Below are 25,436 nucleotides of genomic sequence, written 5' to 3'. Positions count from 1 at the left end.
CCGTCGACGCTAGCGCGCGCCGGCGCCCACGCCAACGGCGTGATCATCGTAGAGCCCGCTTGAGTAGCTTTCCTGTCGCGTTCATCGGCAAGGTATCCCTGAACTCCACCAGGCGCGGGTACTTGTAAGCCGCCAACCGTTCCCGTGACCAGCCGATCAGGTCTTCCTCCTTCAACTCCGATCCGGGCTCGCGGATGACGAAGGCTTTCACTTCCTCACCGATTCGCTCATCGGGGATTCCGACGACGGCCACTAGGCTGACCTCTGGATGGCCGATGATCACCTCCTCGAGCTCGCGCGGATAGACGTTGAAGCCTCCCCGCACGATCAAGTCCTTGGCGCGATCGACGATGAAGTAGTAGCCGTCCTCGTCTCGCGTTGCGATATCGCCCGTGCGGAACCAGCCGTCGCGGATCACTTCCTTTGTCGCCTCGGGCCGCCCCAGGTACCCCTTCATCACGTTGTATCCACGTACGGCGAGTTCTCCTGGTTCACCGACGGGGACCTCGTTCCAGTGATCGTCGATGAGCTCCACCTCTACTCCCCAGATCGGTTTGCCGATCGATCCCGACCGGTTTGGTTGGTCGAGCGGGTTGAACGTGACGGTGGGACTGGTTTCGGAGAGTCCGTAGCCTTCCCGGATCCCGACACCGAAGACATCCCGGAACCGCTCCAGCACATCGACGGGCATGGCAGCTGCGCCGGAAAGCGCGATTCGCAGGAGACCGGCGAGGTCAACGTCTATTCCGTCAGCGGCCTTGTTGAGCAGAGCCCAGTACATCGTCGGGACACCGGCAAAGACTGTCACCCGGTGCTGCGTGATCAACGCCAGGGCCTCGGCTGCGTCGAATCGTGGCAGCAGGACCAGGGTGGCCCCCATTGCGAAGCCGGCGTTCAGCTGTACGGTCTGTGCGAACGAGTGGAAGAGCGGAAGAGTGACCAGGTGTACGTCGTCGGCTCGGGCGTCGAGCAGTTGGTTATGCCCGATGGCGTTGAGGACCATGTTGGTGTGGGTGAGCTCCGCCCCCTTCGGCTTGCCGGTCGTCCCGCTCGTGTACAGGACCACCGCTGTGTCCGTTGCCTCGGTCACCTGCAGGACCTCTTCCGCGGGGTGTTCGGCCAATGCGTCAGCCAAGGTAGTTCCCACGCCTGGCTCATCGAGCACTGCGGAGCCAAGGGTGACCAGATGCTCACAGGACTCGACGTCCTGGAATCCGCGCCACGCCTCGTCGTCGAGCCCCAGCACGGTACAGAAGTACACCGTCGCGCCCGAGTCACGGAGGTGGTAGGCAACCTCCTCCCGCTTGAGCATCGTGTTGAGCGGCACGACGGCTCCACCGGCCTTGAGGATGCCGAAGTAGACAATCGGAAACTCGACAACATTCGCGATCGTCAGGGCAACGCGGTCGCCTGGGCGCAACCCCCGTGAGAGAAGAAAACGGGCAACACTGTTCGCAGCCGCATCGATCTCACCGAAGGTGAGGGTTCGGTCACCTTCGATGACAGCGGTTCTGCCGGGAGTGCGTCGAGCAGTGTCGGCAAGCATGGTGGCCAGGTTGAGCATGATCCTGCTTTCAGATAATGACGGTGTGACGTTGTGAATGTGGATTGCCGACTCAGGACCAATCCCAGTCGTACTCAGCTCCCACCCGCTTCGCCAACGGCTTGAACATGCGCTCTTCGTAAGTCGCCATCGTGTCGAGGCCGGGAATGGGCGCGAGGTTCAGGATCTCGGCAAGCCGCTCGACGTCGAGTTCAGGTTTCGGCAAGCCCGCAGCAAGCGCGAACCTCTGAAGCTGGTTGGTGAAGCTCTCATTACACGGCGGCTTCCCGAAGTTCACCGGATGCTTCATCGCCTCATCGAGGGCTACGAACTCCACGCCACGCTCGAGGAATGCCTCGAGGATCGGAGCGAGGGTGTCACGAGAGATCGTGGTGCCGTGTACGAGCCAGATGAGGGGCGCGTCGGCACCGAACAGGGTATGCGCGGTGTCCGCGTGCTGGTAGAGCATGTCAACCGCGGTCGACACGTGCAGGTCGCGTACCTGCTTCTGCACGTCTTTGTCGCCTAGGGTCATCGCGCGGAAGTACGGCATGATGAACGCGAAATCACTGAACCAACTGGTGATCGGGGCAGTGCGGTAGCCGAGATCAGCGAGGTAGTTCTCGACTTCCCCTCGACGTCGTTCGGATCCTGACGACATGTCCATGGGGTACCGGAAGTACTTCGACGGTGCGGCGTCGATCAGATGACCGATGTACTTCTCGGCCGTCTCAAAATCGCGTCGGAATGCCGCGTCGGGCATCCAGCGCAGTGGAGCGTGCTGGTGAGTGTGGTTACCCAGGTGATGGCCTGCTTCGGCCCACGCCTCGAAGGCCTCGATTTGCTCTGGCTCGTTCTCGAGCCGGTATGTGTGAGAGAAGCCGTAGGTCCCCTTGAGTCCGTAGTCGTTCAACGTTTTCGCCACAGACCGCGTGATGTCGGTGGGAGTCGTGTCGTCCGGCATGGGAACGCCGTCCCACAGGACGAAGTCATCGATCGTGACCGCAATCTCGAGAGGTCGGTCGGCGCGTGTGTCATTCATTGCGTTGACTCCAGATCTACCAGGAGGGCTCTTCGGCACGAAGCCCATTTGTCACCGACCCTATGAAGTGATGGACATCACGTCTTGGCTGTTTGCGCGCACCTGCTTTCCTCAGGCGCATCGCATTCGGCATCGAGATGCGCGCTGTGCGCGCTCTTCGCATCCCGTGCGCATAGGGCCAAGTTTCGCCTTGTCATGACTTCTACCGTCGTTGGTGACGAAGGAGTAGCACACCGTGAATTCATCACAACAGATCGTCCTCGCGCAGCGCCCCCACGGGCACGTGAGCTTGGAGGACTTCCGCGTGGAGGACGTCGCCCTGCCCGAACTCGAGGCTGGCGACGTCGCACTCGAGACCCTCTTCATCTCGATCGATCCGGCCATCAGGGGCTGGCTCGACGACCGACCGAGTTATCTTCCGCCAGTCGCAATCGGAGAGCCAGTTCGCGCTTTCGGACTGGCCCGCGTGACCGCCTCACGCAACAGCAACTTCACCTCGGGCGACATCGTTCGTGGCTTCGTCGGCTGGCAACGGCACCAGATCGTCAGCTCGCCCGGCACTGACTGGGACCGGATCGCATCACGCGAGGTCGTTCCCTTGGAGCACTACCTTGGCGTCCTCGGGATGACGGGCCTGACCGCGTGGGCCGGAGTGTGCGACATCTTGCGGCCGGAACCAGGGCACACCGTTCTGATCTCCGGCGCCTCTGGCGCAGTCGGAAGCGTGGCAGTCCAGCTCGCGAAGCAGGCGGGCGCACAGGTTGTCGGCATCGCAGGAGGCGCCGAGAAGTGCTCGATGGTGGCTCGACTGGGCGCCGACGCCGTCGTCGATCGCAAGGCCCCTGATTGGAAGGACCAGCTCGAGGCGGCAACACCGGACGGCATCGACCGCCTCTTCGAGAACTCGGGGGGCCCGATGTTCGAGGCGTCGATCGCCCGGCTGAACAACCACGCCCACATCGCGTTGTGTGGCCTGATCGACGGCTACAACTTGACCGAACGCCCCTCCGGCCCAAACAATTTCGGACAGCTTCTCACCAAGCGTATCCTCACACAGGGATTCGTCGTGCTCGACTACATGGACCGTGCGGCAGAGGTTGAAGCCACGCTCGCCGAACTCATCAGTTCCGGACAGTTGGAGGCCGTGCAATCGGTATTGCCCGGATTCGAGCAGCTGCCGGCTGCCTTCGTGGACTCGTTCTCCCACGGCCAACCAGGCAAGCTCATCATCGATCTGACTGCGTAGCCAGCCTCTGAAGCCACCTCAGTCGGAGGTTCGTATCCCGTCACCGCGCAGCCGGGATACAGCCTCCGACGCATGCACGCGGTATCCGGCCGATTTTTGCCTGGGAGCTGGTGGAGTCCCTGGGAGCTGTATGCATTAAGGGCAGTCGAGTGCGCCAGACCTTGTGGTTGAACGCGCTGCGGAGGGCGACGGCACCGGAAGTGGCGTTCAGCGATTGTGCATGTCCAACAAGTTGTGCGTCAACGAGCCAAATCAGGACATCGCGGCTAGCGCGGGTCGCGATGTGGTCTTGTGCAGGCAGGCCACCCCGGGAGCCAGCGGGCCCGAATCGTCGACCAGGTCCCGATCCGGGTCCGCCACCCGCAACAACCACCGAAATGAGTACCGCGCCGCACGCTGCCCAGCGGCTGGCCGTACACCGGACCAGGCGCCCGCGCCCCCGCCGCCGCGATACCGATGCCGTCCCGGGCGCGCTCCGCACCAGGACTAACGGCCGAGCGGCGTCTTCCTATTCGGAACCGCCACTCGACACCGAACGCTCACTCTGCCACAGCACGCCACTCGTCCGTGCGCTCAGGCGTTGCCTGCGCCAGTGCCTTCAACGTAGCTTCCCGATCAAAATCCTTGCCGTAGAACGGGGTTCCCGGCTGCTGACGCCAGGAATCTTCGACGGTGCCCGCGTCGACAGGGTCAAAGCCGAGCTGATTGATCAGATCGAATACCACCTGCTTCTGCAGTGCGTCGTCGCCGGCGACGGGGATCGCGATCCGTCCGCTCGACCCTTCCGGTAGGCCCTTCTCGAGAAGGTGCTTCCACCAGATTCCATTGAATGCCTTGAACACCGGCACTACGAGATGTTCTTGCACCCATTCACTTTCTACCTGACCGTCTTCGATGGCGGCGATCAATCCGTCTCGCTGCTGCGGGTAGTAGTTGTTGGTCTCGATCACCGGAGCACCATCGGCAGCGCCGGCGAGGATCCCGGCGGGAAGGTCCACGACGTTCTTCTGCGGGATGCTCACGATCACCAGGTCTGCACCCTCGGCGGCTTCGGTGTTCAGTACCGCCTTTGCGCCGGTCTCCGCCTCGAGGTCTGCGAGGGTGTCGGGTGTCCGAGAGTTCGAGACGCGCACATCGTGACCGAGCGCAGTCAGCCTGCGTGTCAGCGTGCCACCGATCTGACCAGCTCCGATGATTCCGATGCGCATATCTCTTGTGCTCCTTCGTCGAGTGCCGCGACACTTCGCCACTGCTGTATGCGTCAACAACGGAGACCGTCGGATAGTTCCGCGTGGGCGCATTCAGCTCGAACTGATTCAAATACTGGATAGTTCGGCTCAGACGGCCGACGGTCCGCTTTCTCGGTCCTTCGTGGGTGAGTGGACTACCCCGATTGCGGCACGGATCGTGCTGTGCATCGTGAGCTGCTCTTGGAACTCGCGTTGTGGCGGTGTGAGCTCTACTCGCCGCGCCACGTGCGTGAGCATCGCGGACCCCGGCGTCGGACGCCGTGTGCCGCGGGCCCAGCCGGTTCGCCCATGTGCGTCGCAGCGTCAGGTGATGGTGTAGCCGAGCTGATAGGCCGCGCTGTCGATCGGCCCGGACAACCCGGGATGCGACAACGGCAGCGACAACGCCGGCAGCGCAGGAAACGCGTCGGCGGCGCGTTCGGTGATCGCGATGCAGACACCGCCGGCGAACCGGCCGCGGTAGGCGATCCCATCGAGATCGTCATGGGCCCGGTGAATGGTGCGGGCCCAGTGCTGGGTTCGGCCGTGCGCGGCGGAGTCGAGGGCGTGGTTGCCGCCGACCCGGGTCACCCACGCCCCCTCCCCGATGCCGGACACATCGAGCAGTCTCAGCGGGCGGGTGAATCGCAGCCCGGTCAGATACGGGTCGCCGCGGTGCCGGTCGATCACCCGGGCGCTCTGAAACGCCTCGGCCAACCCGCCGCGAGGACTGACGGCGCCGTACCAGATGCCGTAACCGGGACGCGCCACCGACCGTGGAGATCCGACTACGAGCCGTCCCCGAGGTGCGTGACGGCGCACGCATCGTCGACGTACCCGAACGGTTCGAGGTCTCCTGACAAACTGTCACGACAGGCGCAAACAGTACGAAGCCGGAGGTCTGGACGGACTGTCCAAGATCGCGCGCCGTCCCCATTCGTTCCCAAGACGCCCCTGTACCGCTCACCCCTGTTCGGGCTCCCGTCTCAACCGCAGCCTGCACGCCCGCATCAAACTTGATTGAGCTCGAACGATCAGAGTTCTTCGCGTCGGGTCTGGTCAACGAACCAGGCCGCGATCTGTGCTCGTGAGGTGAATCCGAGCTTTGTCAGGATGTGTTCTACGTGGCCTTGGGCGGTACGGTCCGAGATGACGAGACTGGCGGCGATCGCCCTGTTGGTCAATCCCTTGGCTACAAGGTCGGCGACCTGCCATTCACGTTTGGTCAGGTTCGTCGCGGTACCAGCGGGCGGCGTCGTGCCCCTGGGCGGCTCGCTCAGGGCATAAACAATGGCACCTTGAATTCCGAGCGTCCGCCCTTCCCGGTGGGCGGCCTGAAAGGCGCGCTCACCGAGCGCATGGCGAATCCGGCGCTTGTTCTCTTCATGGTGGACGAGGAGGTGGGGGAACATCACCGTCGAGCTGCCCACGGTGTGCCCCAATTCCTCGGCGGCACCCATAAGGACCGCAGCACGCTTTGCACGGCGCTCGTCACAGAGCCACGCGAGGGATTCCAGACACACGGTGACGGTAATTTGATCGTCCGCCAGTCGGCCGAGCCGCAAACTCTGTTCAAGCAAGCGGGCGGCACGATTGGAATCTCCCTGCTGCCACACCCCAACGCCCATGGACCACAACGAATACGAGCGATATATCGACTCGCCCAGGTTTTCCGTCATCGCAATTACCTTCTCATGACATGCAATCGCCCGTGGAATGTCCTCACGCAGTCCGTATGCCAAACCCAGCAGGTACAGAACTGCAACCTTCCGATGGTCATCGTTCAGTGTCGCGTAAATATTGCGGGCTTCTTCCAGAAGTCCGCTCGCGCGCTGAAGGTCGCTGTTGTTGATCGCGAGTAGTCCTTCGGCTTGGGCGACGAGTGCATGCGTCATCGGATCGTCGATCTGCTCAGCCAAGACTCGCCCCTCCTCGACCAGGGCGGTCGCCGCGGGGATGTCGCCCTGCAGTTCGGACAGCACACTGCTGTAGTACAGGGCTTTGACGCGTGTCGCGGTGGGCTGCCGGGGATGGCAGGCTAGGGCGCGGTCGAGCCAGTACCGTCCCTCGGTGAGCTTGCCGCGGGTAAGCCAGAAGGGATAGAGCGCGGCTGCGATCCGCAGCCCGGCCTCGGTGTCGGTATCGCCAGCCTCGGACAGGCACAGCGTCATCGCCTCACGCAGATTCGACTGCTCGCGCCCGAGACGTGTGATCCATTTCAACTGCTGGGAACTGACCCACTCCGCCTCCGCTGTCAGTGCCAGCTTCTCGTACCAAACCCGGTGCCGCCAGCGCAACGCCTGGTAGTCGCCGGACTGCTCTGCTTTGTGTCGGCCGTAGTCACGCACCGTCTCGAGAAGGCGGAAACGGACCACTCCGCCCGGAGCGTCCCTGATCAGGATCGACTTGTCGACTAACGCCGTCAGCATGTCGAGCAGATCCTCAGGAGCCACCTCTCCCTCGCAAATGCCCTCCGCCGCATCCAATTCGAAGGTACCGGCGAATACCGACAAGCGGTCCCACAGCTGCTGTTCCGGGGAACTGCACAGGTCGTAACTCCAGTCCATTGACAACCGCAGCGTCTGTTGGCGCCTCGGCGCTCCACGACTTCCCAGGGTCAGCAGTTTGTACCGGTCATTCAGTCGTTCGGCGATTTGATCGGCGGACATCGCCCGCAACCGCGCGGCCGCCAACTCGATCGGCAAGGGTAGGCCTTCAAGTGCACGGCAGATGTGCGCTACCGTAATCCGGTTGTCCTCGGTCAACTCGAACCCGGACACCGCGGCGGCGGCACGCTCCATGAACAGCGTCACGGCGTCGTACTGGGGAAGCCCGCGCAGGGACGACTCATCGTCCGTGTCGGGAATCGTCAGCGGCGGTACGCGCAGTACCGCTTCCCCTTCGATACCGAGGGCCTCCCGGCTCGTGGCCAAAATCCGAAGCTCGGGACAGGTCCGAAGCAGTTTCCCGGCGAGCGTGGCGACTGCATCCACCAAACGCTCACAGTTGTCGAGAACGAGCAGAAGGTTGCGTGTGGCGAGGTACTCCGCAATTACGCGTTCAAGTGGTCGTGCCGACCGATCGCGTATGCCGACCGCCGCAGCGACCGCATCCACGAGCAGTGACCGCTCGTTCAGTTCACCAAGCTCGACCAGTCTCACACCGCCGGTGAACCCGCGCCGCGCCTCCGTCGCAACGCGTAGCGCGAGGCGCGTTTTGCCGACCCCGCCGATCCCAGTCAACGTGACCAGACGGTAAGTAGACAATTTCGCCTTTGCGTCGGTCAGCTCGCGACGGCGGCCTACGAAGCTAGTGAGGTCCAAGGGAAGATCTCCCGCCGCTCCCCGTGTTGACGGCGGGATCGCATTGTGGAGCAGGCCGGCAGTGGAGCGGCGACGGGCTCTTGGTAGGTCTTGTTCGGAGCGCTTCGCGCCTGGTTCGGCGAGCAGGTCCATCTCTTCGACCGGAAAATCGTGAGCGAGCTGACTCTGGCGTAATTCGTCACCGAACTGCGCCGCGCTGAGGGGACGCTCCCGAGGATCTTCTGACATCGCGTGTTCGATGGCCGCGCTGACATCATCCGGAATTCCCTGCTCACGGAGATCTGGTACAGGTTGGGTGGTGATGCGGAGGAACTGTGCGACTACTTGCTCGCCGCTGTGACGTTCAAAAGCTGCGTGCCCTGTCACGGCCGAGAACAAGGTCGCGCCGAGACTGTAGATGTCGGAGGCCGCGCTGGGCGGCTCCTCTCCCTTGAGGACCTCGGGGGCTGTGAAAGCCGGGGATCCGGTGATAATGCCCGTCGAGGTCTCGAATCCCCCAGCAAAATGCGCGATGCCGAAGTCAGTCAGGGCCGGCTCGTCGTAGTCGGTGATCAGGATATTCCCCGGCTTTACGTCTCGATGGAGGATGCCGAGACGGTGGGCGGTCTCGAGCGCGCCGGCCAACTTCACTCCGAATCGCAGAGCCTCGTCTAATTCAAGTCGGCCCTGCCGGCGGATTCGGGTGTCCAACGATCCGTGCGAGTGGTATTGCATCACGATGTAGGGCCGACCACTGGTTGTGGTTCCAATGTGGAGCACGTTAGCGATGTTCGGGTGACCCGTAAGGCGGCCCATCGCCCGCTGTTCTCGAAAGAACCGTGCCCGGTTGTCTTCGTCCAGGTTGGCGGTGAGGACCTTCACCGCGACAGTGCGGTCCAGCGAGGGCTGCCCGCAACGGTAGACAAGACCGAAGCCGCCATGTCCGATTGCATGGACCTCCGCAAACCCTGCCGTGGTCAACTCCGCGACGACGGCGGACGCCACGTCACGCTGAGTCTCGAGCGGATCACCATTTGCCATGCGCAGCTGGCGATTCACTCGATCCGACGGTCTCCCGAAGACACAGCATTTCCTTGTCCCTCAATGATGTGCACTCAGGGTAGCTCCACCTGGCATCGAGTCGGGCACTTATGTTGATCAAATCATCGATACCGACCGTCTGGTTCCGTTGCAGTCGCCAGGGGAAGCCCTGTCACCACGATGCCCGAAACGGCCAGACTGGACTGGGAGTAGACCACGGCCAGCGATGCGCGAGAGATGGCCTTGACACCAATGGGTGCGCTCGCGCTCAGGCCACTCTGACCTCTCGATCGCCGGTTCTTCTCGCGTGATCACTGTGGGGCAGATCTCGACGATCGCCCCCGATGAGATTGTCGGCGCACACGGTCCGCATTTCCGATCCAGCCGGGTAGGCCAAACGATCGATCGGTCGGTCGACTGATGCGCAAGGCCCTGCACGAGCCTGTGCACGCAGTCAACCTGGGCTTTAACTCGCGGTAGGTGCGCACTCTGTTGATCAGGACGTTTGATTCGAAGACCGCTTACCGCGAGACTCACCGTCTCCGTCTCCACTGAGGTTCCTGTGTGTAGACCATGCAATCGCGGCGGATAAACCCTGTACAACAATCTATTTCGAGATGCAGACCGATATGCCTCCCTGGCGTGAGCGACGCATCCGATACTTGGCTATCTGGCCGCAAAGCTTCGCCGCCTCCACCGGGAGCGAGACGGGATGAGAAGATTATGCTGTGCAGTTCCGGCAGCTCGAGTACCTCGTCGTTCTCTCGCGCGAGAAGCACTTCACTCGCGCAGCGGATGCATGTGCTGTCTCTCAACCGGCCTTGTCGGAGGCGATCCGCAAACTGGAGATCGAACTCGATCTGCCGCTGATCGTTCGAGGCCACAAGTTCGAAGGCCTCACAGTGGAGGGCGAGCAGATCGTACGTTGGGCTCAAAGAATTCTTGCCAACCAGGAATCACTCCTGCACGAGGCCGCCAGCCTACGGTCGGGCGTCGCCGGCACCCTCCGAATAGGGGTCATTCCCACCGCATCCGCGACAGTCGCCGACCTGTCGAGCCCATTGTGTGTGAGGCACCCCCTCATCACGGTGCGTCTCACCGAAGACCTGTCTTCGAGCGAAATCACAGCTCGGCTCGATCGCTTCGAGCTCGACGGCGGCATCACCTACCTCGACGACGACATCGCCCTGCGCTACCACACTTTCCCGCTCTATCGCGAGCGATACGCACTATTGACCGCCGACGATCCGACCCGCCCGCGCCGCGCCGACATCTCCTGGCGCGAAGCGTCGACGTTGCCGATGTGCACTTTGCCGTCGATCATGCGCGGCAGGCGCATCCTCGACGACTATTTCGCCGACGACGGAGCAGTCCACACCGCACAAGTCGAAACCGATTCCATCGCTTCCCTCTATGCCCACGTCAAGACCGGGCAGTGGGCCGCCGTGGTACCTCAGGTGTGGTTCAAAGTATTCGGTGAACCACCTGGCCTCCGGTCCACTCCACTCATCGAAGGTCGCACAGCTCCAGTGGTCGGGTTGATCACCCGCGCAGAAGACCCGTCGTCCCTCCTCATTCAGGCTCTTGAAGCGACGGCTTCGGTCCTCGACCAGACATCATCGGCGACGCCTATCGACCAGTAGGACGGGCATCTTGGACACCACCCATATCCGTGGTGCACCCTCGACCGACTGTCTGTAAACCTGGGGAAGGCTGCACTGCTGATGGCTCGTCGAGACGACTACGAATACGACGAGCACAGCATCGTCGTGACGAAGAACAAGCAGTACGCCGCAGGCGTACCGGCGGTGCTCGTATCACTTCAACGCGGCATGTCACAGATGGGTGCGACGCGCACCGCTGCCTCTCTCGCCAAACTCAATCAGCGCAAAGGTTTCGACTGTCCCGGCTGCGCCTGGCCGGAAACACCCGGCCACCGCAAGCACGCCGAATTCTGCGAGAACGGCGCCAAGGCCGTCGCCGAAGAAGCCACCAAGCGGACCGTCGGCCCAGACTTCTTCGCCACGCACTCCGTTGACGATCTCCTCGGCCGCACCGAGTACTGGCTCGGGCAGCAGGGACGCCTCACCCACCCGATGGTGCTACGCCCAGGCACCACACACTACGAACCAATCGAATGGGATGACGCGAACCGCATCATCGCAGACGAACTGAACGCGCTGGGTAGCCCACATGAGGCGATCTTCTACACCTCCGGCCGAACGTCTAATGAAGCAGCGTTCCTCTACCAGTTACTGATTCGCTCGTTCGGCACCAACAACATGCCCGACTGTTCGAACATGTGTCACGAATCGTCCGGCAGCGCACTGACCGCCTCGATCGGCATCGGCAAAGGATCGGTATCCGTTCCGGATATCGAGAATGCCGACCTCATTCTCATCGCCGGCCAGAACCCGGGCACCAACCATCCACGCATGCTCTCCACACTCGAAAAAGCCAAATCCAACGGCGCCCGGGTTATCGCCATCAACCCGCTCCCCGAAGCCGGACTACTGCGGTTCAAAGACCCACAGAAGGTTCATGGTGTCATCGGCGACGGAGCCGCGATCTCCGACGACTTCCTGCAGATCCGCATCGGCGGCGACATGGCCCTCTTCCAGGGGTTGGCCAAACTGCTCGTCGCCGCCGAGGACGCCGCACCAGGCACCGTCCTCGACCGCCCCTTCATCGACCGCCACACCGCGGGGTTCGACGCATGGCTCGATCACATCCGCAGAGTCGATCTCGACACGGTCGTCGACGCCACCGGCCTGACAATCGAACAACTCCACGACACAGCCCAGGCTCTGATCGAGTCGAACGCCACCATCATCTGCTGGGCGATGGGGCTGACCCAGCAAACACACGGTGTGGCCACGATCGAAGAAGCAGTGAACCTGCTGCTGATGCGCGGCATGATCGGCAAACCCGGAGCCGGGGTATGCCCCGTCCGCGGGCACTCCAACGTCCAAGGCGACCGCACCATGGGCATCTGGGAGAAGATGCCAGAATCGTTCCTCGCCGCCCTCGACACCGAATTTGACATCACCTCACCACGAGAACACGGCCTCGACGCCGTCGACTCCATCCGCGCCATGCGACAACGGCGAGCCTCGGTGTTCATGGCAATGGGTGGCAATTTCGTGTCCGCCACGCCCGACACCGACGTCACAGAGGCCGCCCTCCGGAACTGTTCGCTGACCGTCCAGGTGTCCACAAAACTCAACCGGAGCCATCTCGTTCACGGCCGCACCGCACTCATTCTGCCGTCGCTCGGCCGCACCGACAAGGACGTCCAGGCGACTGGCAAGCAGTTCGTGACCGTCGAGGATTCGATGTCGATGGTCCACCGTTCCCGCGGAAGTCTCACCCCGTCGGGTATCCACATGCGCTCCGAAGTCGCCATCGTCTGCGGCATCGCCGAGACGCTGTTCGGCCCCGGCCATCCCGTGCCGTGGACATCGTTCACCGCCGACTACGACCTCATCCGGGACGCGATCTCACGCGTCGTGCCCGGCTTTGAGGGCTTCAACACCAAGGTCCGACAGAAAGAAGGGTTCGGACTCCCCCACCCGCCGCGAGACTCACGCACGTTCCAGACGAAGACTGGGAAAGCGAACTTTGCCGTCAACGACCTCGTGTGGCTACCTGTTCCGCCTGGCCGACTCATGTTGCAGACCATGCGAAGTCACGACCAGTACAACACCACCATCTACGGTCTCGACGACCGCTACCGCGGCGTCAAAGGCGGCCGGCGAGTTCTGTTCGTCAACACCCGCGACATCAAGAAACTCGGATACCGAGACGGCGACCACGTCGACTTGATTTCCGAATGGAAGAACCGGAGCGGGTCCATCGAAGAACGACGAGCCGACAACTTCCGACTCGTCGCCTACCCCACGCCTGTCGGCAACGCCGCCGCCTACTACCCCGAAACCAACCCCCTCATTCCCCTCGACCACGTCGCAGACAAATCCAACACACCCGTCAGCAAAGCCGTCCTGATTCGGCTCGAGCACCGACCCTGATGGGACGCATCACCACCCGCCGCCCCATCGTGCGCGTGCGTGGACCGAACTCCACATCTCGGCCCGACACACTCGTTGTCGAGGAACCACTCGAAATCCGCGTCGGAGCCTCCCCGCTCGCGGTCACGATGCGCACCCCGGGCCACGATGTCGAACTCGCGCACGGCTTCCTCCTCACTGAAGGAGTCATCAACAGCGGTGACGACGTCGCTTCTGCCCGCTACTGCGACGGAGTGGACGACAACGGCCTCAACACCTACAACGTCCTCGACATCACCCTCACCGAGGGCATCCCCCCACCTCAACCCGGTGTCGAACGCAACTTCTACACAACCTCCTCATGCGGAGTATGTGGGAAAGCATCGCTCGACGCCGTTCGCCTCGCGACGGTCCATTCCCCAGCCGAGGACACCACCACGGTGCATGTCGATGTTCTGGCGACGCTGCCCGACCGGCTACGCCAGTCGCAGAAAGTATTCGACAGCACCGGTGGCTTACATGCAGCCGCACTTTTCGATCAGTACGGGCAGTTACTCGCCCTCCGCGAAGATATCGGCCGACACAATGCCGTCGACAAGGTCGTCGGCTGGGCAATCGCTCAACACCGCATCCCCTGCAGGGGCAGCATCCTCATGGTCAGCGGTCGCGCCTCGTTCGAACTCGCCCAAAAGGCCGCAATGGCAGGCATACCCATACTTGCCGCTGTCTCCGCGCCGTCGTCACTCGCTGTCGACCTCGCAGACGAAACAGGACTAACACTCGTGGGGTTTCTTCGCGGCCAGAACATGAACCTCTACACCCACACCCAACGGGTAGTGCAGGGCTGACCACGTGAAATGCACGGGCCCGCGGGCTTCGGCCGCGAGTTCTGCGCGGAGAGGCGCGGCAAGGTCAACTGCGCCGATGTTGGACAGGTGTCGTGGGCCCCAGGAGACGAACCGGTCAAACGTGTACTCGACCCAGGGGCCGTGCCGTCGTACACAACTGGCTTCGGCGAGCTCCGCGAGTATCCTGTGGACGCATGTCGTCATGCGAACGCGTCGAGGGTCGGCACTCGTGGGCATTCCGATCACTTCGGCGACGCTGACATCCGTCCTCGCCTTCCACCAGCGTTTCGAGTACCGACAATCCTCTCGTGTTACTCCCTCGCGTTTTCAGACATAAGCGGTATGGGGCAGACAGCGCAGCCTCCGAAGGAGACGCGGAGTCTGTTCACCTTTGTTGCATAGCTAATCTGCGAATTGGCCGGTGCGCGCACAGCGAAGTATTGCAGATGACCTCGGTCCGTAGCGCCGGTGTGGCGGCGAAATCTTATCGGGTTAGCGGACTGTAGAACACCAAGCCGTTGCCGTTATTGTCGTAGCCCACTGCACGGCGTTCATGTCCGTCGTCATACGGGCCTCCCACAATGGCACCACCGCTGGCTTCTATGGCCTTCGCCGCAGTGTCGACATCGACTGTCCTAATGCCGACGACAACCTGCCCGGGTATGGGATGGTCCACCGCAGTCGCCAACGCGACAGTGACAGTCCCTCCATCGAGGGCCGCGAAGTGGTCCCCGTCGCGGAACTTCAACGGCATTCCCAGGGTCTCGCAGTAAAACCGGATCGATTCGTCCAAGTTGTCGGTCGACAGGACGATCATTCGCACTTCATGCTCGCTCAACGGTGCCTCCCATGTAATTCTCGGTCATTCCGGGCCTTGTGACGGAGTCAGGCGGGGTCGGGCCGGCACGCACCCCGCCGTTACTGAGACAGATGGTCATCACCGTGTGCCCGGCTTCAACCGCAGCCGGTACGACAAATCCTGCGCATGAGCGACGACTATTGCGCTCACCAACACCGAGTTCGACACCCTTCCTTCATCTTCCGCCCCCGATGCCGTAACGGTGCCTTCCTAGCGTCGTCTCACCCCGAACAGCATGTGGTCCACAAGCGTGCCCGCAGCCTGGGCGGCCCGAGTGTGGTCGCCGGCGGCGATGTGCTCGATCAATGCAGTGTGGACGACTTCATGCCCCGGGATGTCTGCGGTGGCCTCGACACTGGCCGCGACGGCTTCAATTAAGCCCTGGTATAACTCAATCAAGATCGTGTTATGCGAGCAGCGCACCACGGCCAAGTGAAACTCGGCGTCGGCGGCGGCAGCCTCATCGAGGGGTCCGCCTGCAACGTGATGGCTCTTCGCCAACAGTGCGCGCAGTTCGGCTAGTTCTTCGTCGGTGCGATTACTCGCGGCGAGCCTGGCGCCTTCGACCTCCAGTCCACGCCGAACCTGCAGAATCTCTTCCAGCTCGGTGCCGCACAGCCGCCCCAGCGCCCCGGACACCTCGCTGGTGGCGCGGACATAGGTCCCGTCGCCCTGCCGAACCTCGAGGATTCCTGCATGAGCTAGACCGCGGACCGCCTCACGCACCGTATTGCGGCCGACACCAAGAGTCTGTACGAGTTCTGTTTCATTCGGGATGCGTTGCCCGACTGGCCAGTCCCCCTTTGTGATTCCCACTCTGATCTGCGCGATGACTTGGTCGACTAGACCGGCTCGTCGAACGGTGCTCAACACCACACAAACAACCTTTCATCCAATGATGGGATGTATGCAACGATACCAAAAATGAGGCCGATGCAGCGAATAAAGCGACAAAATGACTACGCCGACAACGTGGCGCTGGAGATCGACGGTGCGATCGAGATGCGGGCGAGCCCCGTGCCCGCGCTGGCTGGCGGCACCTTGCTTGCCATAGCCGTCATCCTCACGGCGTTAAACCTGCGGTCCGCGGTGACGAGCGTGGCCCCACTACTGGGCGACATGCAACAGGACTTAGCCGTTTCGGCGGCCTGGGCAGGCGTGCTCACCACTTTGCCTGTCTTATGCTTCGCTGCCGCAGGCTTGGCAGCCCCGAGGCTGGCTACCCATCTCGGGTTGGGTCGCGCGATCTCGTGCTCTCTTGTCATGATTACAGTCGGTCTCGCCGTGAGGGCCCTCGACGGGCCGGCCTTGGTTCTTGGAGCGAGCCTCGTGGCCTGCGCCGGCATTGCGTTGGTGAATGTGCTGATCCCAGTCGTTATCAAGGGTTCGTTTCCGGCCAAGATCGGCCTGATGACAGGGATCTACACCGCAGCCCTTCAAGGCGGCGCAGCAATAGGCTCGGCGCTGACCCCGGGTCTGGAACAACCGCTGGGCGGATGGCGGCCTGCCCTGGCGATTTGGGCCGCACTTGCAGTCACCGCCCTAGTGGTGTGGGTACTGGCGGCGCGGCGACACGGTGCTACGTGGGTACAAGCTCAAGTGTCTGAGACGCGCCGATCGCTCCTTCGCAACCGGTTAGCTTGGACCGTCACGCTGTTCTTCGGCAGTCAATCATTCATGGCATACATCGTAATGGGTTGGTTGCCACAGGTTTTTATTGATGCAGGCGTGCCAAAACTGCAGGCTGGGATAATCGTGGGGATGTCGGCATTGATCGGCGTTCCAATTGCATTAGTGATCGCCCCTCTAGCCGCGCGCAAACGCAGCCAGAGTGCGTGGATCGTCGGCCTCAGCACGGTCGGCGTGATTGGCGCGGTGGGGGCCATGGTCGCCCCGGCCTCCCATCCACTGATCTGGAGCATTGCCATCGGTGTCGGACAGAGCGTCTTTGCACTGGCTCTCACTGTCATCGCCCTCCGGACGAAGACTACGGGAGAAACGGTTCAGCTATCAGGAATGGCTCAAGGATTCGGGTACTTGATCGCCAGCGCGGGCCCCCTGTTCTTCGGGCTTCTCCATGAGCTGACGCATCGATGGACCGCTTCTTGGATCCTGTTTCTTGCGGTGTGCACCGTTCAAATCGTCACCGGCGCCTTGGCCGGACGTAACCGGTACGTCTGACCCGTGCCGCCCGCGGCCGCTTGCCGTGTCGGATCTCGCTCAGGACTGCGTCGGGCGGTCAACGAGGGCGAGTTCGTAAAGCAAGCCGTCGCGGGCGGTCGTCAGTAGGTCCGCATGCACGTAGCCGTGCGCCCCGCCCGGAGTAGCTTCATCGAACGTTGGATAAGGCCCGGGCTCGATGCGCATTGGATTAAGCCAGAGTTGAATGGCGCCGGCGTGAACCCGAGGGGCGCCTCTCGCAGCGTGCGGGACACCGCAGTAAATCTCCGGTTTCGGCATGGGCATTCTCGGCGCAGGATGGTGTCCACAAAGCCGGTGATCGTCTCCGCGGCGACGTACGCGCGTGGAGCCGGACTGGCGCTCACTCACCAAGACTGACCATGGCAGCGGACTACCCATACCGGGTCCGCCCCTAGGCGGTCGCACCGTCCTCGTCGACGTCGCCCGGGGCCGAAGGTGTAATAGTTTGCCCTGAAGACGACGTCGCCTTCTGGCGCCGCACCACCACGTTTACCGGTCCGGCCAGACACTTCCGCACGGAAGGGCGCGAATCCCGTCATTGCGCGACACCCGGGCGGGCCCTATGAAGTCGTTCCGTTGCAAATGCCGCATTGAGGATCAACCAGCTGCCTAGACTGATTGTGCAACAGCACATTTGAAACTTCGAGGTCGAGACTGAAGCGGCCGACACAGGCGGAAGCCGCCTTCGCCCGATCGACGACGATCAAACGCCAAACCCCGTTCAATCAGGATATCTAATTGAACGGGGATCGACTCACAGCCCAGTACCCGCTGCTATCGCGACGTTTCGTAGGCACCTTATCAATCCGGGTGGGTCCGACCTCACTCGGCTCGAGGCGAGATCAATGCCTGAACCGCCGCAGTCGACATTGTCTTGACGATCGACTCCTGGTCAAGCCCTTTGTTGAGGGTGGGTACGGTATTCAACATCGAGAACACCGCCTGCGTGAGCAGGCGCACCTCCGGATCCGACAGCTCGGGCCGCAGCGACGAGACTGTCGAAATCCACTCCTCGGCGTACATATTCATCGCTCGTCGGATGCGCCGACGATCCGTTTCGGGAAACGCGTGCTCGTTCTTGAGGAAAATTAGCGTTGTCGGAGCCGCAGACAGCACCGACCTGATGTGGAAGTCGACCATGGCGTCCAGCGCAGCACGCGGATCGGGCTCCGATTCCACCGTCGCCCGCGCGGACTGATGGAGAAACTCCAACGGATTTTCCACCACTGCGATGAGGAGGGCCTGCTTGTTCTGGAAGTGACGATAGAGCCCGGGAGCGGAGATTCCCGCCTTCGCGCAGATCATCTCGACCGTGACCGAGTCGTAGGGCTTGTGCAGGAACAGATCGGCGGCGACTCTTAGCAGTAGCTCCCGGCGTGACGGGCGAACCGTTGGCGCCGTTGCCGGCATCTGGTCAGTCTTCATGGTTCACACCAGCAACTGGAGAGCCCAAAAAATCAGGGACCGGCGCATGAAGAGTCGCACACCACCCGCAGGCGGCGCGCCCAACCATCTTGATCAGTTCCATGCAACCAATGGTAACACTCATTAACACAATCGGACAGCAGACGGACACCTGCCGTCGTTAGCTGCGGGCCGACACTCCCCCGCGGGACCCCACGATTTCACGTCTGGTCAGGCATGTTGCTAGCCGGGCCCAATGAAGGCGCTGGATTGCCCGCCAAGTGTTGACAAGCTCACACTCTCGTTCTACGTTAATGCTCATTCACGTTAATGCGCATTCACACACGAAAGGTTGTGGCTATGCGATTCATCTTCATGAGCGAGGGCGAAACGCCCCCAGGGCATACCCATGAGCACCGTTACCGGGAGCTCGTCGACGAGGTCCTCCTCGCCGAAGAGGTGGGATTCGATGCGTTCGGCACTTCTGAGCAGCACGTGGCGATCGGCACAGCGACGACATCCGCCCCGGAGGTCCTCTATCCGTACCTGATGGCCCTCACCACACGCATTCGGTTCGTGCACCTGGTCACCCTGCTGCCCACACGCATCAACCACGCGCTTCGGGTCGCCGAGAGGCTGGCCACCGAAGACATTCTGTCCAACGGCCGCGTGGAACTCGGTGTCGGCCGAGGCAATACCACACTCGCACTGCGCGCCTTTGAGGTTTCGCCGACGGAAAACAAGGCGCAGCAGATTGAAGGGCTCGAAGTCATTCGCCGCGCACTGCACAACGATGTCTTCTCGTTCGTGGGCGAGCACTACAAGATCCCACCACGAAGCCTGGTACCCAAAGGAATTCAAACTCCGTATCCACCGATCCACATGGCCACCGGAAGTCCCGAATCTGTTCGAACTGCCGCCGAACTCGGCGTCGGCGCGATTGTCGGAGGCTTCTACCTCGGCTTCGAATTCCTCGAGAACATGCTCCGCATCTACGACGACGCTCTCGCCGGCGCGACGCACACATACCCACGACAGGCACAAAAGCTCGTCGCGGTCGGCGGCGGTATGCATTGCGCCGAAACCCGGGACGAAGCCCTCAAGTGGGCAAGGGGCCTCACTGAATCAGTCGCACTATCGACGGACGCATACCAGCGCCTCTCGAAACTCTCCGATGACTACCAGTACATGGGAGCCGTCAAGCATCTCGACTTCAACGACGAACGTTACATGTTCGAAGAGTCGTCCGGCTTCATCGTAGGAGATCCCGAGGACTGCGTCGCCCAGGTCCAGCGATTCGCCGACTTGGGCGCCGACTCCCTCGTCATGCGCATCGACGGGCTCCCCCACAAGGAACTGATGAAGTCGATCGAACTGTTCGGCAAATACGTAATCCCCAAGTTCAAGAACCCCAAGGCTGTCGTGCGCACCCCTGAGGCGATTCTGGACGATATTCGCACCGCACGACCGGCCCACTATGCCGAGCTCGAAGCGTTCGAAAGTGCACAGAAGGAAACAACCAGCAACACCGTCGAGGTAGGAGAAGCACGATGAGCACATTGGCCGCGGATGACATCTTTAGCCGATACCCGAAGGAGATCTTGATCGAGCGCAAGCCGAACGGGGTCCTCCTCATCACCATCAACCGTCCCGAGCGACTGAACTCCCTGACGATGCCGATGTTCAAGCACCTGTCCGAAATCTGGGAGGACGTCGACCGAGACCCCCAGACGCGAGTCGCCGTCATCACCGGCGCCGGCCGCGGCTTCTGCACGGGCATGGACGTGCGCCAACCGGACCCCACTCTGGATGATGCGATCGAACTCATGGAGGACGAACGGCGACGGATCATGAGCCTCCTGAACATGGACAAGCCACTCATCTCGGCGATCAACGGACCGGCGGTGGGCTGGGGGTTGTCGATGGCACTGCTCGCGGATATCAGCGTAGCCGCTGAGGACGCCTTGCTCCTGGACGGCCACACCCGCATCGGGGTGGTCGCCGGCGACCATTCTTCCCTGATCTGGCCGCTGCTGGCCGGCATGGCCAAAACGAAGTACTACCAACTAACTTCAGCAAGTCTGACTGGCGCGGAGGCTGAACGCATCGGCCTGGTAAGCCTCACCGAACCGAAGGACGCCGTGCTCGGGCGTGCCCTGGCGATCGCCGACGATCTTGCGCAGGGCTCGCAGCAGGCAATCCGCTGGACGAAGCGATCGCTGAACTCAGGTTGGCTGACCAACGCCCTCCCTCAGCAGGAATTGTCTGCGGCGTTGGAGACCCTCAATTTCGCCGGCGCGGACTACACAGAGGCCCGACAAGCCTTCCGCGAGGGCCGGCCGGCCCAATTCCCCTCCGCCCGCCGCGATAACCACTCCGTCTTTGATTCCCCGGCGACGCAAGAAGTTGCTAGGTGAAGCATGTCAGGACTTGAGACCCGACAGGCCGCTGGGTTCACCACTGTAGACCGCGCGGGCGTCCTGGTCGTCACCGTGGACCGGCCGCCGGCAAACGCACTGAACCGATCAGCCATTCACAGTCTCGCGGCGCTGTTTGCCGAACTCGGCGAGATGCGTGAAGCGCCGCCGGTCGTCCTCACAGGTCAGGGAGAACGATTCTTCTGTGCCGGAGGCGACATAAGAGAGCTCGAGGGAGCCGCCCAAGAAGAGCTGGACGCCCGGATGCGCGAGTTTCATGCGCTACTCGTGGCCATGGACCGATACCCGCGACCGGTGATCGGCGCGATCAATGGTCACTGTGTGGGCGGTGGCATGGAGATTGCCCTGTTCGCCGACACCGTGTTGGCCGTCCAAGGTGCGCGATTCGGTTTCCCAGAGATCAATCATGGCCTCCTACCGGCCGATAAGGGCATTCAGCGCGCCACCCGACGACTCGGAGCACGCGCAGCGAGGAAACTGCTCTTGTCGGGGGACTTATTTGATGTCGAGCGCGCACTGGAGATCGGCCTCGTCGATGTTCTCGCGGACCCCGCAGAGCTTGTCGATGCGGCAGTCGCATCCGCGAGACTCGCCGGGGCAAAGGCACCAGTGCTCTACGGCGCTTTGAAACGCAGCCTGAACGATCCAGACGACGCCCGCGACGGTACCTCTCTGCAACGCACACTTGGGTCTGCCGCCGAATACTTCGACGACCCCGTTGCCCGAGGATTGCGAGATAGCTGGAACGGCAGCCGATCTCGAGGAGGAAAGGGATGAAGGTGGAATCGTGTTAGCCGTCGTTGTTGCAGGCTTTGTCAGCGGCGCGGTTCTGCTGCTCGCGACAGTGGGCTTTGAACTCGTGCGCCGGGTGGAGGGCTTCCTCAATATCGCGCTTCCCCAGCTCATTGTGCTCAGCGGGTTCAGTGCGTACGGATTCAACGTGCTGCTTGGGCTGCACTGGATAGTCTCCTGTCTCGCGGCGATCGCGGTCACGTCGGTGGCGGGCGTCGTATCGGCTCGGCTGATCTTTTGGCCGATGCGCGGACGTCCGCACTATATCCCGATGATCGCGTCCGTCGGTCTCGCATTCTTCATTCACGCAATGATCGAGGTATTCACGGGGTACGGCGTAAAGACGCTCAACGTCCCTCTGCAAGAGACCTTCCGCATCGGTGGGATTGCAGTGGCCGGAATTGATCAGGTCGCGGTAGTCATCATTGCCGCCCTGGTGGTTGTGGCATTGCATTTTTGGCTGTCGAAGTCCTACAGCGGACGGGCGTTGCGCGCGATGGCCAACAATCAGGCGCTGGCTCAAATTCGCGGCGTCAACACCTCCTATCTGCAATACCTCACCTGGGCGGTGGCGAGTGCGCTGGCTGCGCTGGCGGGAACGCTCATCGCCTTCACCGCACGCATTTACCCCGAGCTTGGCTGGGATCAGGTGCTGATCATTTCCGCCGCCGCAATCATCGGCGGACTCGGCAGTATCTACGGCGTGATGCTTGCGGCCGTCCTCGTTGGTCTCACGTCAAGTCTCGCGACCCTCGTCATCCCGTCCGAATACACCCAGATGGTTGTGTTCGCGGTCATCGCCTTGGTCGTGTTCATCCGGCCTGAGGGCCTCTTCAGCGGTCCGAAGGAGCGTGTCGCATGAGCACTCTGCTGATTCTTGGCGGACTGATCACCCTTATGGGGATCTACGCCGTCGCAGCCCTAGCGCTGAACCTTCAGTTCGGTGTCGGCGGGATGGTGAACTTCGGTGTGGCGGCGTTCTTCGGTGTCGGCGCCTACGCCTACGCACTCGCTGTCATGCCGGCTCCATCCGGCTCCTACACATATATTCTCGGGCTTGGCTTGCCGTGGTGGGCGGGCGCAATCATCGGTGGTCTTGTATCAGCTCTACTCGCGTTCGTTGTGGGAAGCGGCCTACTGAGGGTCGGTGGTGAGTACCTCGCTGTTGTCTCGCTCGCGCTTGCCGAGGTGATCCGCCAGCTGTTCATCAACCAACCGGCGATCGCTAATGGGGCGCGCGGACTGCTGAACGCGCCGGTGCCCAGTCTCGACATCATCCCGGGCCGAGCGCAGGCGTTGTTCGTCGCCGCGGCCGTTGTGGTTGTTCTCGGAATCAGCTACCTGCTCTTCCGGCGTGTGACGCGATCGGCTTTCGGTCGAAGCCTGCGCGCCATAAACCAGAACGAAGCAGTCGCTCGCTCGCTCGGTGTGAACGTCTACGCGGTCAAGCTCAAGGCTTTCGTCTTTGCCGCGTTCTTCATGGGTCTGGCCGGGGTCATGTACGTGTGGTATCTGTCGATCCTTACTCCGACATTCTTCAACGTGAATATCACCTTCACGGTCTTCATTGCTCTGATTATCGGCGGGACAGGCAGCAATGCCGGCGCGGTGCTTGGTGCGGTCGTCCTGTTGGGTCTGCGCGAAGGCCTCACATACATCCAGGTGGACTTCATTACGCCGGAGCTGTTGGCCAGTCTTCAGGACGCACTGCAGGGTTTGGTCCTCATTGTGATACTCCTGTTCTGGCCGGGTGGTCTCTTCCGGCCGCGGCTGGCCGTCTACCCGCCACCCCGCTCCGCCTCCGTGGCGCCTGCTGTGCTGGCCACTTCTGCGGCAGGTGGTCGCTGATGACTACACCGAATCCCTTGCTCGAAGTGAAGGGCGTTGTGAAGAGCTTTGGTCAGCTCCGGGCACTCGACGGTGTCGACATGGTAGTGGGCCGAGGCAAGGTTACTGGTCTCATCGGGCCAAACGGGTCCGGCAAAACGACGCTGTTCAACGCGGTGTCCGGTTTCCTCGAGCCTGATGCGGGGACGGTCCTGTTCGACGGTCGCGTCGTGACAGGGGCTCCGACGCATCAACTTGCCCGGATGGGTCTCAAGCGCACATTTCAGAACACCGCCGACTTCACCGACATGTCGGTCGTGCAGAATCTGCTCACCTCTGTGCGCACAGTGCCAGGCGAGCGCCTGTCACGGCTCTTCACGTCTCCGCGGCAGATTTCGGTGAGTGAGCGCAGCTTGGTCGACCGTGCATGGATATTGCTTGATCGCTTGGGATTGACGGAACTGGCGAATGCCCGCGCGGGAGATCTGTCGATCGGCCAGGGGCGCCTGCTCCAGATTGCCAGACTGCTCATGGAGCCGCCGTCGCTGTTGATGCTCGATGAGCCTTCCTCGGGGCTCAACCCCGACGATCAGCACCGCCTATCGACGACAGTGCGTCAGCTGCGCGACGTCGAGGGTGTAACGGTGCTCGTCATCGAGCACAACATGTCGTTCATGAACGCGATTTCCGATGCACTGTACGTAATGCACGACGGCCATGTCATCGCAAGCGGCCCACCGGCGGAAGTCATCCGCGACCCCCTAGTTATCGAAACCTATTTGGGAGTGCGCAGTGCCACTGCTTGATGTCGAGAACCTAACCAGCGGGTACGGTCGAAATAACATCATCCGTGGCATATCGTTTGCTGCTGATGAAGGATCGATCACAGCCATCATTGGTCCTAATGGCGCCGGCAAGACAACCCTCGTGCAGACCATCGCCGGGGTCGTCGATGCGCGCGGCGGGAGCGTCAAGCTTGGTGGAGAGCCACTCGATGGGATGCCCGCCCGCGAGCGAGCTCGCCGCGGCCTCGGATATACGCCTCAGCTGCGCAACGTCTTTGGCGCACTATCCGTCGAGGACAATCTGGAAGTTGTCACGCGCGCGATGCGGCTGCCTCATGACCGCGTGGATGAGGTTTTCGAACTGTTCCCGATCCTCGCCGAGCGCCGGAAGCAGCGATCTGGGACGCTTTCAGGCGGGCAACGCCAGCAGCTCGCCATCGCCTCCTCGTTGCTCATGCGGCCGAGGCTGTTGATCCTCGACGAACCCACCACCGGGCTAGCGCCACAGATTGTCGATTCACTCATCGAGCAGATCTGCGTTATCGAGCGCAGCGGGACTGGCGTCTTATGGGTGATCGAAGAGCATCCCAGCCAAATCCTGCCGCTGTGCGGACGCGTATTTCTCATGGAATCCGGCCAGATTCATCACGAGGCGAACGGGCCGCAACTGCTCGCGGATCCGGGCTTCGCCGAGATGTTTTTGGGTGCCCGAATTCCACAGGCGTGAGCGCCACGCATGGTTTTACGCGATCGCAGATAGAGAATACCGGTTTGACTCTCCTTGCTTCTACCAAGAAGTGTCTACCGCCCTCCCCGAAGCAATAGTCCCACAGGAGATTTTGAGGATGAAAGTACTAAGAGCAACAGCAGG

At 62.0% G+C, this 25,436-nt stretch carries 20 protein-coding genes; 12 read left to right on the top strand and 8 right to left on the bottom strand.

The window, feature by feature from the left end; all coding sequences use genetic code 11:
- Nucleotides 1-43: 43 nt before the first annotated feature.
- Nucleotides 44-1,564 (bottom strand): long-chain-fatty-acid--CoA ligase, encoded by a 1,521-nt coding sequence (locus tag JWS14_RS45425; protein WP_206016751.1) that lies wholly within the window; start codon nucleotides 1,562-1,564, stop codon nucleotides 44-46.
- Nucleotides 1,565-1,616: 52 nt separating this feature from the next.
- Nucleotides 1,617-2,633 (bottom strand): polysaccharide deacetylase family protein, encoded by a 1,017-nt coding sequence (locus JWS14_RS45420; RefSeq protein WP_241031814.1) that lies wholly within the window; start codon nucleotides 2,631-2,633, stop codon nucleotides 1,617-1,619.
- A gap of 187 nt (nucleotides 2,634-2,820) precedes the next feature.
- Between JWS14_RS45420 and JWS14_RS45415 the strand changes: the two genes are divergently transcribed.
- Nucleotides 2,821-3,831, top strand: coding sequence for an NADP-dependent oxidoreductase (locus JWS14_RS45415; RefSeq protein ID WP_206016750.1), 1,011 nt, complete (start codon nucleotides 2,821-2,823; stop codon nucleotides 3,829-3,831).
- Between the two features lie 539 nt (nucleotides 3,832-4,370).
- Here JWS14_RS45415 and JWS14_RS45410 read toward each other — a convergent pair.
- From JWS14_RS45410 to JWS14_RS45400, 3 genes are all read right to left on the bottom strand, one after another.
- Nucleotides 4,371-5,132 (bottom strand): NADPH-dependent F420 reductase, encoded by a 762-nt coding sequence (locus JWS14_RS45410; protein WP_338051748.1) that lies wholly within the window; start codon nucleotides 5,130-5,132, stop codon nucleotides 4,371-4,373.
- A gap of 252 nt (nucleotides 5,133-5,384) precedes the next feature.
- On the bottom strand, nucleotides 5,385-5,831 hold the full coding sequence (locus tag JWS14_RS45405) for an RES family NAD+ phosphorylase (protein WP_164065315.1): 447 nt from the start codon (nucleotides 5,829-5,831) through the stop codon (nucleotides 5,385-5,387).
- Between the two features lie 263 nt (nucleotides 5,832-6,094).
- Nucleotides 6,095-9,403, bottom strand: coding sequence for a protein kinase domain-containing protein (locus JWS14_RS45400; protein ID WP_206016974.1), 3,309 nt, complete (start codon nucleotides 9,401-9,403; stop codon nucleotides 6,095-6,097).
- 728 nt (nucleotides 9,404-10,131) lie between these two features.
- On the opposite strand from JWS14_RS45400, the gene JWS14_RS45395 reads away from it, so the two are divergent.
- The 3 genes from JWS14_RS45395 to fdhD all read left to right on the top strand — a co-directional run bounded on the left by JWS14_RS45395 (nucleotide 10,132) and on the right by fdhD (nucleotide 14,258).
- Nucleotides 10,132-11,046, top strand: coding sequence for a LysR family transcriptional regulator (locus JWS14_RS45395; RefSeq protein ID WP_206016748.1), 915 nt, complete (start codon nucleotides 10,132-10,134; stop codon nucleotides 11,044-11,046).
- Between the two features lie 81 nt (nucleotides 11,047-11,127).
- Nucleotides 11,128-13,431 carry an FdhF/YdeP family oxidoreductase gene (locus JWS14_RS45390; protein WP_164065313.1) on the top strand — a complete coding sequence of 768 codons (2,304 nt, stop codon included), beginning with the start codon at nucleotides 11,128-11,130 and terminating at the stop codon, nucleotides 13,429-13,431.
- On the top strand, nucleotides 13,431-14,258 hold the full coding sequence (gene fdhD, locus JWS14_RS45385; protein WP_206016747.1) for a formate dehydrogenase accessory sulfurtransferase FdhD: 828 nt from the start codon (nucleotides 13,431-13,433) through the stop codon (nucleotides 14,256-14,258). Before JWS14_RS45390 ends, fdhD begins: the two co-directional genes overlap by 1 nt.
- Nucleotides 14,259-14,742: 484 nt before the next feature.
- Here the strand turns inward: fdhD and JWS14_RS45380 are convergent, their stop codons facing one another.
- Together JWS14_RS45380 and JWS14_RS45375 are read right to left on the bottom strand one after the other, a co-directional pair.
- Nucleotides 14,743-15,096 carry a VOC family protein gene (locus tag JWS14_RS45380; RefSeq protein WP_164065311.1) on the bottom strand — a complete coding sequence of 118 codons (354 nt, stop codon included), beginning with the start codon at nucleotides 15,094-15,096 and terminating at the stop codon, nucleotides 14,743-14,745.
- Nucleotides 15,097-15,327: 231 nt separating this feature from the next.
- Nucleotides 15,328-15,993, bottom strand: coding sequence for a FadR/GntR family transcriptional regulator (locus JWS14_RS45375; RefSeq protein ID WP_164065310.1), 666 nt, complete (start codon nucleotides 15,991-15,993; stop codon nucleotides 15,328-15,330).
- Nucleotides 15,994-16,119: 126 nt separating this feature from the next.
- Here JWS14_RS45375 and JWS14_RS45370 point away from each other — a divergent pair, with 126 nt between their 5' ends.
- Nucleotides 16,120-17,298, top strand: coding sequence for a CynX/NimT family MFS transporter (locus tag JWS14_RS45370; RefSeq protein ID WP_241031862.1), 1,179 nt, complete (start codon nucleotides 16,120-16,122; stop codon nucleotides 17,296-17,298).
- Nucleotides 17,299-18,141: 843 nt separating this feature from the next.
- On the opposite strand, the gene JWS14_RS45365 is transcribed toward JWS14_RS45370, so the two are convergent.
- Entirely contained in the window at nucleotides 18,142-18,744 is a 603-nt protein-coding gene (locus JWS14_RS45365) for a TetR/AcrR family transcriptional regulator (protein ID WP_065491471.1), read from the bottom strand.
- A gap of 339 nt (nucleotides 18,745-19,083) precedes the next feature.
- Between JWS14_RS45365 and JWS14_RS45360 the strand changes: the two genes are divergently transcribed.
- The 7 genes from JWS14_RS45360 to JWS14_RS45330 are packed head-to-tail and all read left to right on the top strand — an operon-like array spanning nucleotide 19,084 to nucleotide 25,292.
- Nucleotides 19,084-20,277 (top strand): LLM class flavin-dependent oxidoreductase, encoded by a 1,194-nt coding sequence (locus JWS14_RS45360; RefSeq protein ID WP_164061888.1) that lies wholly within the window; start codon nucleotides 19,084-19,086, stop codon nucleotides 20,275-20,277.
- A complete protein-coding gene (locus tag JWS14_RS45355) occupies nucleotides 20,274-21,140 on the top strand; it encodes an enoyl-CoA hydratase/isomerase family protein (protein WP_133987632.1) in 867 nt (288 codons plus the stop codon). The genes JWS14_RS45360 and JWS14_RS45355 overlap by 4 nt, the downstream gene beginning before the upstream one ends.
- A gap of 3 nt (nucleotides 21,141-21,143) precedes the next feature.
- A complete protein-coding gene (locus JWS14_RS45350) occupies nucleotides 21,144-21,938 on the top strand; it encodes an enoyl-CoA hydratase/isomerase family protein (protein ID WP_164061887.1) in 795 nt (264 codons plus the stop codon).
- Between the two features lie 10 nt (nucleotides 21,939-21,948).
- Nucleotides 21,949-22,815 carry a branched-chain amino acid ABC transporter permease gene (locus tag JWS14_RS45345; protein ID WP_065491475.1) on the top strand — a complete coding sequence of 289 codons (867 nt, stop codon included), beginning with the start codon at nucleotides 21,949-21,951 and terminating at the stop codon, nucleotides 22,813-22,815.
- A complete protein-coding gene (locus JWS14_RS45340; protein ID WP_206016746.1) occupies nucleotides 22,812-23,801 on the top strand; it encodes a branched-chain amino acid ABC transporter permease in 990 nt (329 codons plus the stop codon). Before JWS14_RS45345 ends, JWS14_RS45340 begins: the two co-directional genes overlap by 4 nt.
- Nucleotides 23,801-24,586 (top strand): ABC transporter ATP-binding protein, encoded by a 786-nt coding sequence (locus JWS14_RS45335; RefSeq protein WP_206016745.1) that lies wholly within the window; start codon nucleotides 23,801-23,803, stop codon nucleotides 24,584-24,586. Before JWS14_RS45340 ends, JWS14_RS45335 begins: the two co-directional genes overlap by 1 nt.
- Nucleotides 24,573-25,292, top strand: coding sequence for an ABC transporter ATP-binding protein (locus JWS14_RS45330; protein WP_206016744.1), 720 nt, complete (start codon nucleotides 24,573-24,575; stop codon nucleotides 25,290-25,292). The genes JWS14_RS45335 and JWS14_RS45330 overlap by 14 nt, the downstream gene beginning before the upstream one ends.
- The last annotated feature ends 144 nt before the right edge of the window (nucleotides 25,293-25,436 follow it).

It is taken from the genome of Rhodococcus koreensis (assembly GCF_017068375.1).
Lineage (GTDB): Bacteria > Actinomycetota > Actinomycetes > Mycobacteriales > Mycobacteriaceae > Rhodococcus_F > Rhodococcus_F koreensis.
This window is presented reverse-complemented; position numbering and strand designations above follow the sequence as displayed.

Excerpts from the sequence above, each read along its gene's own strand:
- JWS14_RS45365 (WP_065491471.1), bottom strand. The coding sequence starts at position 18,744 with ATGAAGACTGACCAGATGCCGGCAACGGCGCCAACGGTTCGCCCGTCA.
- JWS14_RS45410 (WP_338051748.1), bottom strand. The coding sequence starts at position 5,132 with ATGCGCCCACGCGGAACTATCCGACGGTCTCCGTTGTTGACGCATACA.
- fdhD (WP_206016747.1), top strand. The coding sequence starts at position 13,431 with ATGGGACGCATCACCACCCGCCGCCCCATCGTGCGCGTGCGTGGACCG.
- JWS14_RS45360 (WP_164061888.1), top strand. The coding sequence starts at position 19,084 with ATGCGATTCATCTTCATGAGCGAGGGCGAAACGCCCCCAGGGCATACC.
- JWS14_RS45355 (WP_133987632.1), top strand. The coding sequence starts at position 20,274 with ATGAGCACATTGGCCGCGGATGACATCTTTAGCCGATACCCGAAGGAG.
- JWS14_RS45350 (WP_164061887.1), top strand. The coding sequence starts at position 21,144 with ATGTCAGGACTTGAGACCCGACAGGCCGCTGGGTTCACCACTGTAGAC.
- JWS14_RS45340 (WP_206016746.1), top strand. The coding sequence starts at position 22,812 with ATGAGCACTCTGCTGATTCTTGGCGGACTGATCACCCTTATGGGGATC.
- JWS14_RS45425 (WP_206016751.1), bottom strand. The coding sequence starts at position 1,564 with ATGCTCAACCTGGCCACCATGCTTGCCGACACTGCTCGACGCACTCCC.
- JWS14_RS45335 (WP_206016745.1), top strand. The coding sequence starts at position 23,801 with ATGACTACACCGAATCCCTTGCTCGAAGTGAAGGGCGTTGTGAAGAGC.
- JWS14_RS45400 (WP_206016974.1), bottom strand. The coding sequence starts at position 9,403 with ATGGCAAATGGTGATCCGCTCGAGACTCAGCGTGACGTGGCGTCCGCC.
- JWS14_RS45420 (WP_241031814.1), bottom strand. The coding sequence starts at position 2,633 with ATGGGCTTCGTGCCGAAGAGCCCTCCTGGTAGATCTGGAGTCAACGCA.
- JWS14_RS45390 (WP_164065313.1), top strand. The coding sequence starts at position 11,128 with ATGGCTCGTCGAGACGACTACGAATACGACGAGCACAGCATCGTCGTG.
- JWS14_RS45370 (WP_241031862.1), top strand. The coding sequence starts at position 16,120 with ATGCGGGCGAGCCCCGTGCCCGCGCTGGCTGGCGGCACCTTGCTTGCC.